Origin of the sequence: Pontibacillus marinus BH030004 = DSM 16465, assembly GCF_000425225.1 — a bacterium.
Classification (GTDB): domain Bacteria; phylum Bacillota; class Bacilli; order Bacillales; family BH030062; genus Pontibacillus; species Pontibacillus marinus.
Genome location: NZ_AULJ01000054.1, coordinates 20,464 through 27,577, shown reverse-complemented (window position 1 = coordinate 27,577; position 7,114 = coordinate 20,464). Strand labels below are relative to the sequence as shown.

The following is a 7,114-nucleotide window of genomic DNA, read 5'->3' as shown; positions in this document are numbered from 1 at the left end:
AGCCGAATGGTGACTAACGGAACCGCCGTAATTCTGGGATGAGGTGGTCGGATTCCAGGTAGTGTAACACTATCATGACAAGGTTCTGAGCAACTTCTCTGAATACGATATCCAATCAATATGAGTTGAGAAAGTCCAAATTATGGTCCGTTAATCTCCATAATCGCGTGGAGGGAAGGAAACGGCAAACTGTCGTGGTAACAAAGGGAAGACGAGACCCCGCAGGCACGAGGAGGCTCGGCTTTTCTTCCACAACAGGCTTGCCGTTTCACTGACCGGAACAAATCACACAACAGCAACGGACTCCTCTCAGTTTCAAGTCTCCAACAACCCTGCCATTAAACTGAATAAAAAAGGTAATATACAGTTCTTCAAACTTTTATGAGTAATACAAGAAAAATTAGGCAAACTACTCTTGATTACTTAATTAAGAAGGAGCGAATTTACATGAAGAAACTGTTATTGCCTTTTTTAATGGTAGGCTTGTTTTTCGTGTTCATGTTACCAAATGTTACACATGCACAATCCGATACTTACACAGTTAAGAGTGGGGATACGCTATGGAAAATTTCAAAAAAGTATCAAATTGGTCTTTCAGAAATTATTAATGCCAACCCTCAATTTGAAAACCCAGACTTAATTTATCCTGGGGATCAGGTTACAATTCCATTAAAGCCTAATATTAAATCTATTGAACAACAAGTAATTGAGTTAACAAACCAAGAGCGTGCTAAACACGGTTTGCCTGCACTAAAAGCAGATTGGCAACTTTCTCGTGTGGCTAGATACAAATCTGCAGATATGAGAGATAAAGGATACTTCTCTCACAACTCACCAACATATGGTTCACCTTTTCAAATGATGAAATCGTTCAATGTTCAATACACGAAAGCTGCTGAAAATATTGCTGCTGGCCAAACATCTGCAAGAGCTGTAGTAAATGCATGGATGAACAGTTCAGGGCACCGTAAGAACATTCTAGATCGTGAACTTACTTATATTGGAGTAGGGTATGCAAAAGGTGGAAGTTACGGTCATTATTGGACACAGATGTTTATAAGAAAATAAGTAAGATAGAAAAAGTCAGCTCGTATGAGGCTGACTTTTTCTATATCGAAAAATATAAAAATCTTTAAAATACACATTAAAACCACAGAGGAGGACAGTATAAGACAAGACATAAAGTTTTTAAGAAATTAAAAATTCCCCGTCATTACGGGGGTTAAACATGATTATCAGGGGTTTTGGAAAAGTTTGCATTTGCTAGACGTCCGACAACTTGATACAATCTTTCTCGGAAGGTAGGAATGAAAGCATTTTCATAACTCCTGAAATACACTTTAAAATAAACATTATTGAAAGGGGAGGCTGGCTCATCATGGGTATTCTTCTTGGTTTGCTTGCTATTGTAGTTGTTCTTGGTATTGCATTTTTAATGTCTAACGACAGAAAAAACATTAATTATGTAGCAATTGGTATCATGATTCTTTTGCAACTTGCAACAACATGGTTTATGTTTAACACGAAAATTGGAGAGATAATCGTAAAATTTATCTCTGGAATATTTGATGCGCTCATCAAATATGGTAAAGAGGGAGTTAACTTTATCCTTGGAGGCGTTGCTCGTGTTCCAATGGACAATGGAGATCCTTCTCAAATCTTCTTCTTTGACGTGCTCTTATTAATTATTTTCTTTGCAACAATCTTATCAGTACTAACGTATCTAAAGATTTTACCTACGATAATTAAATATATTGGTGCATTTCTTTCATGGATCACAGGCCTTCCGAAGGTTGAATCCTTTAACGCCGTTAACAGTATCTTCTTTGGACAATCTGAAGCATTATTAGCAATTAAATCTCAGTTCCACCACTTGAGTGAGAACCGTCTTTATATTGTAAGTGCTTCTGCAATGGGTTCTGTTTCGGCTTCAATTGTAGGGGCTTACATGCAGATGATTCCTGAACAATATGTATTAGTGGCATTACCGCTAAACATGTTCTCTGCATTAATTTTGGCTTCCATTATTGCTCCGGTTAAAGTACCTAAGGAAGAAGATGTTGTAGATATCAAGGAAGTTTCTAATGCAAAAAGCTTTTTCGAAGCAATGGGTAATGGTGCACTAGATGGCGGTAAAATTGCACTAATTGTAGCAGCTATGCTTGTTGCGTTTATTGCTTCCCTTGAGCTTGTGAACTCAGTAATTCAAATGATCTTTGCTGGTGTTACGTTACAACAGATTCTAGGTTATATCCTAGCGCCAATTGCGTTCTTAATGGGTATTCCTTCCGGAGAGTTAATCCAAGCGGGAAGCCTGATGGGTACAAAGATTGTTACGAACGAATTCGTTGCAATGTTACAGCTTTCACCAATGATTGCAGATGGTGCTCTATCTGATAAAACAATTGGTATTGTATCTGTATTCTTAACGAGCTTTGCGAACTTCTCTTCCATCGGTATTATTGCTGGTACGGTTCAAGGTATCGACAGTAAAAAAGGTGCAACCGTTTCGAAGTTCGGTCTTAAGTTGCTTATCGGTGCAACACTAGGTTCAATTCTTTCAGCTACTATCGCTGGATTATTCCTATAAAATATTGGATAATAGAACTGGAATAAACATACACTTGTTTATTCCAGTTTTTTTATATTCTAACCTCTAAGATATTGCATCAGGTTTAAACAAACATTTATTTGGAAATTTAACCTAAGAGATCAATACGAAAAAAGGGGTGGAGGACCAATGCCGGATCAGTATGGATTATTCATTAATGGAAAATGGGTAGAAACCCAAGACAAAGCAAACGTGAAAAACAAATATACAGGGGAAGTATATGCTGAAGTGTCTAAAGCAGGTGAAAAAGATGTAGAGGAAGCGATCCATAGTGCTCATCATGCTTATAAACATACAGACTTATCACCCTATGAACGCTATAAGATTTTAAATAAAGTCAGTGAGCTTCTTCAAGTAAGGAAAGAAGAGCTTGCTCAGAACATTACAAGTGAAGCAGGGAAGCCGATTAAACAAGCAAGAACAGAGATTGACCGTGCTACTCAAACGTTTGAGTTAGCTGCTGAAGAAGCAAAGCGTATACATGGAGAAGGGGTGCCTGTCGAAGCGGCGCCTGGATCAGAAAATCGAATGGCGTTCACATTAAAAGTTCCAGTGGGAGTTGTAGGCGCGATAAGTCCTTTTAATTTCCCAGTAAATCTTGTTGCGCATAAAATTGCTCCAGCGATTGCAGCTGGAAATACGGTTGTACTTAAACCTGCAAGTGCAACACCTATATCTTCATTAAAGCTAGCCGAATTGTTTGAGGAAGCGGGTCTACCAGCTGGATTTTTAAATGTAGTTGTAGGATCTGGTTCAACAGTAGGTAATCAAATGATGAAAGATAAACGAATTAACTTATACACGTTTACAGGCAGTGCTGAAGTAGGACTAAAGTTAAAGCAAAATACTGGCTTAAATAAATTGATATTAGAATTAGGAAACAACTCTCCTGTCATTGTAGATGAAGAGGCAGACATTGACCTGGCTGCCAAGACACTGGCTCAAAAGAGCTTTGCATATGCTGGTCAAGTGTGTATATCGGTGCAACGTATTTATGTACACGATAGCGTTATGAAAGAATTTAGAGAAAAGCTTCTTGATGCAATTAAAGACTTGCATGTTGGTGATCCGTTCGATGATAAAACGGATGTTGGCCCAATGATTAGTGAAGATGAGGCGGAACGTGTTGAAGAATGGATCCAAGAAGCTAAAGGTCAAGGTGCTGAAGTACTTTTCGGGGGACAGAGAGAGGGAGCATTGTTTGAACCAACTGTCTTAGCGAACACAGACCATAATATGAAGGTCGTTTGTGAAGAGCTATTTGCTCCAGTTGTGACATTAATGTCCTTCTCTAATTTTGAGGAATGCTTAAATGAAGTCAATAACTCTGATTATGGATTGCAAGGCGGTATCTTTACTAAAAACGTGGATAAAGCCTTTAAAGCAGCACGAAAAGTTGAAGTAGGAGGCTTCATGATTAACGATGCCTCTCAATACCGTGTTGACCTTATGCCCTATGGTGGCGTTAAAAACAGTGGTTGGGGCAAAGAGGGTCCAAAGTATTCCATTGACGAAATGACAGAAGAGCGATTGATCGTTATGAATCTACAAAACTAGTAAGAAAAGCGCAAGCGCCCGTTCAGCAACGAAGGGACTGGACTGAGCCCGTAGTACGATAAAGGAAACACGATGAACAAAGTGAATTCGTCACGTCCTGTGACAACGTCGATCTGACCCACGTCGTGTGGGCCCAAGTCCCTTCGTTGCTGGGCGCTGGAGCTAGACATCTAAGCGCTACAACTTATACTTTCTTTACTCAAAATAAAAGGTCAGCCGCGTAATGGCTGACCTTTTAATATTCCAATTTTCTACAATATTTCCGAGGAAATAGCGAGAGAATAAATATTACGACAATTATTTTTGTTTCTGAATTGATATGAGTCGAAATAACAATGTTAGGGCTCCTGCGCTTAAACCGATAATGAGCCCCATCCAATAGCCAGCAGGGCCAAAGGAAGTAAAGTTTGCAAACAAATATCCACTTGGTAAACCAATAATCCAGTAAGAGATAAACGCCATAACTAAGGTGATGTTCACGTCTTTATAGCCTCGTAAAGCTCCTTGTAGTGGAGCACCAAACGCGTCCGCTAGTTGAAAGAAAATCGCATAAAATAAGAAGTGCTTTGTCATTTCAATAACGACCGTTTGATCACTATACATACGGGCTACAGGATCATCGAAAGCATAGATGGCAACTCCACCTAATATGGCCATTCCAACCGCTATGATGATTCCCATAAAACTATATTGGCGTGCGTCACGATCCCGATTACCACCAGCTTCAAAACCCACTGCTATGGTAAGCGCCATCGATATGCTCAAGGGAATCATGTAAAGAAACGAGGCAAAGTTTATCGCTGCTTGGTGAGCTGCAATGGTAGCTGTGTCATAAGCACTCATAAACAAAGTAACAGCTGCAAAGATACTTACTTCAAAAAATATAGCAAAACCAATCGGCACACCAATTTTCAGCTGCTCCCACCACGTTTTGAAATAGGGCTTCTTCATTTGAGTAAAGATGGAGTAACTTGCAAACGGTCGTACTTTCCATGTAACTCCAACAATAATGAAGCAGGAGATCCAATACGTAATAGCTGAAGCAACACCTGCTCCAACCCCACCTAATGCAGGCATACCTAACTTCCCAAATATGAATGCATAATTGGACACAATATTAATAGGTAGAGACAACAAAATAATGATCATCGTTATTCTTGTATGCCCTAATGCATCAATGAAACATCGAAGTAAGTTAAAGATGAACAATGGAATAATTCCTGTACTCAAAGCGACCAAGTAAAATTTAGCAATAGATCGTACGTCTTGTTCAAGGTCCATCATGGCTAACAAAGGATCTAACAAAAAGTATCCTATAATCATAACGATAACAGCCATAGCAATGGAGAGGTATAAGCCTTGCTGAACCGCATGGGGAACATCTTCCTTTTTATCTGCACCTGACAATTGTGCTACGATAGGAGAAAGAGCCATCAGGATGCCGTTCACACCTGTGAATATGGGAACCCAAAGACTTGAGCCAATAGCAACACCAGCTAGGTCTTCGGCACCGGCTTTACCAGACATAACTGTATCGAAAAAGTTCATGGCATACATACCTAATTGAGTAATTAGAATAGGAAATAGGATGAGAAGAAACAATTTCATTTTTTGTTGTATAGAATCTGTTTTGTACATATTTCTCTCTTCCTTTTCTGTATGATTTCTAATACGATAAGAGGGATTATAGCATATATTGTAGAAAAGCGCTTAAAATAACGGACTTCCTACTTGCTGAAGAAAGGACGACTAAATATGACATCGAAACGTATTTTATTTACAGGAGGCGGCACTGCAGGGCACGTGATCGTTAACCTAGCACTCATCCCTATGTTTCAAAAAGAGGGATGGGAAGTTGACTATATAGGATCTTATGATGGAATCGAACGTAAGCTAATTGAGCCTTTGGAAGGTGTGACATATTATTCTATCTCTACAGGAAAGCTAAGACGTTATTTTTCAAAGGAAAATTTCAAGGACCCATTTAAAGTCTTAAAGGGAACTGTTCAAGCTTTATCCATATTAAGAAAACGAAAACCTCAAGTTGTATTTTCGAAGGGGGGGTTTGTTTCTGTTCCTGTTGTTACAGCTGCTAAGTTAAACGGTATTCCAGCTGTGATTCATGAGTCAGATTACACACCGGGCCTCGCCAATAAATTAGCCATTCCATTTGCGAAAAAGGTATTAGCTACATTTCCGGAAACCATGGAGCATTTACCTAAACAGAAGGCTGAATGGGTTGGAGCTGTAGTCCGAGATGAATTATTTGAAGGTGATCCTCTAAAAGGCTATTCACTTTGTGGGTTCACAAAGCAAAAGCCCGTCATGCTTGTTATGGGAGGAAGCTCTGGTTCGAAAAAGATAAATGAATCCATTCGAGGTAATCTTGACCCACTACTAGAGAAGTTTCAAATTGTGCATTTGTGTGGTCATGGAAATAAAGATGAGGATATTCAAAGACAGGGTTACGCTCAATTTGAATATGTAAATGAAGAGCTGACTGACTTATTTGCTATAACAGATTTTGTTGTTTCTCGTGCGGGGTCTAATGCAATATTTGAATTTCTAGCATTAAAAAAACCAATGCTTTTAATTCCGTTATCTCGCTATGCTAGTAGAGGGGATCAGATTGTGAACGCCCAATCTTTTGTTAAACAAGGATTTGCACGAATGGTTGAGGAAGAAGAGCTGGAAGAGGATCGTTTCTTACAAGAAGTTGAGCAACTTCAAGAAGAAAAGGATCAAATTCTGGAAAACATGGAACAGTATCAAAATGAGAGAGCTAAAGAAAAAGTTATGGAAATCATTAAAAATGTCTGAGAGTTCATCTTGATTCAAATAAACCGAGCTTGGAATCCAAGCTCGGTTTATTTATTTCAAGGAATGACACGTCGACGCTTATGTAAAAATTATATATAATGGAAAGAGATTATAAGGGGGAGTTAG

5 protein-coding genes are annotated in these 7,114 nt (G+C 39.0%); 4 read left to right on the top strand and 1 reads right to left on the bottom strand.

Translation table 11 applies throughout. The features are described 5' to 3' along the window. Positions 1–447 precede the first annotated feature (447 nt). From safA to H514_RS0112370, 3 genes are all read left to right on the top strand, one after another. Positions 448–1,068 (top strand): SafA/ExsA family spore coat assembly protein, encoded by a 621-nt coding sequence (gene safA, locus H514_RS0112380; protein WP_027447252.1) that lies wholly within the window; start codon positions 448–450, stop codon positions 1,066–1,068. A 310-nt stretch (positions 1,069–1,378) separates the two neighbouring features. Then, positions 1,379–2,590 (top strand): NupC/NupG family nucleoside CNT transporter, encoded by a 1,212-nt coding sequence (locus H514_RS0112375; RefSeq protein WP_027447251.1) that lies wholly within the window; start codon positions 1,379–1,381, stop codon positions 2,588–2,590. A 150-nt stretch (positions 2,591–2,740) separates the two neighbouring features. Next, a complete protein-coding gene (locus H514_RS0112370) occupies positions 2,741–4,168 on the top strand; it encodes an aldehyde dehydrogenase family protein (RefSeq protein ID WP_027447250.1) in 1,428 nt (475 codons plus the stop codon). A gap of 297 nt (positions 4,169–4,465) precedes the next feature. On the opposite strand, the gene H514_RS0112365 is transcribed toward H514_RS0112370, so the two are convergent. Continuing rightward, positions 4,466–5,806, bottom strand: a complete 1,341-nt coding sequence (locus H514_RS0112365) for an MATE family efflux transporter (RefSeq protein WP_027447249.1) — start codon at positions 5,804–5,806, stop codon at positions 4,466–4,468. A 117-nt stretch (positions 5,807–5,923) separates the two neighbouring features. Between H514_RS0112365 and H514_RS0112360 the strand changes: the two genes are divergently transcribed. Beyond that, positions 5,924–6,988, top strand: a complete 1,065-nt coding sequence (locus H514_RS0112360) for an undecaprenyldiphospho-muramoylpentapeptide beta-N-acetylglucosaminyltransferase (protein ID WP_027447248.1) — start codon at positions 5,924–5,926, stop codon at positions 6,986–6,988. Positions 6,989–7,114 lie beyond the last annotated feature (126 nt).

What these genes read in the sequence shown, in the direction of transcription:
- H514_RS0112365 (WP_027447249.1), bottom strand. Translation starts at nt 5,806, where the DNA reads ATGTACAAAACAGATTCTATACAACAAAAAATGAAATTGTTTCTTCTC.
- H514_RS0112375 (WP_027447251.1), top strand. Translation starts at nt 1,379, where the DNA reads ATGGGTATTCTTCTTGGTTTGCTTGCTATTGTAGTTGTTCTTGGTATT.
- safA (WP_027447252.1), top strand. Translation starts at nt 448, where the DNA reads ATGAAGAAACTGTTATTGCCTTTTTTAATGGTAGGCTTGTTTTTCGTG.
- H514_RS0112370 (WP_027447250.1), top strand. Translation starts at nt 2,741, where the DNA reads ATGCCGGATCAGTATGGATTATTCATTAATGGAAAATGGGTAGAAACC.
- H514_RS0112360 (WP_027447248.1), top strand. Translation starts at nt 5,924, where the DNA reads ATGACATCGAAACGTATTTTATTTACAGGAGGCGGCACTGCAGGGCAC.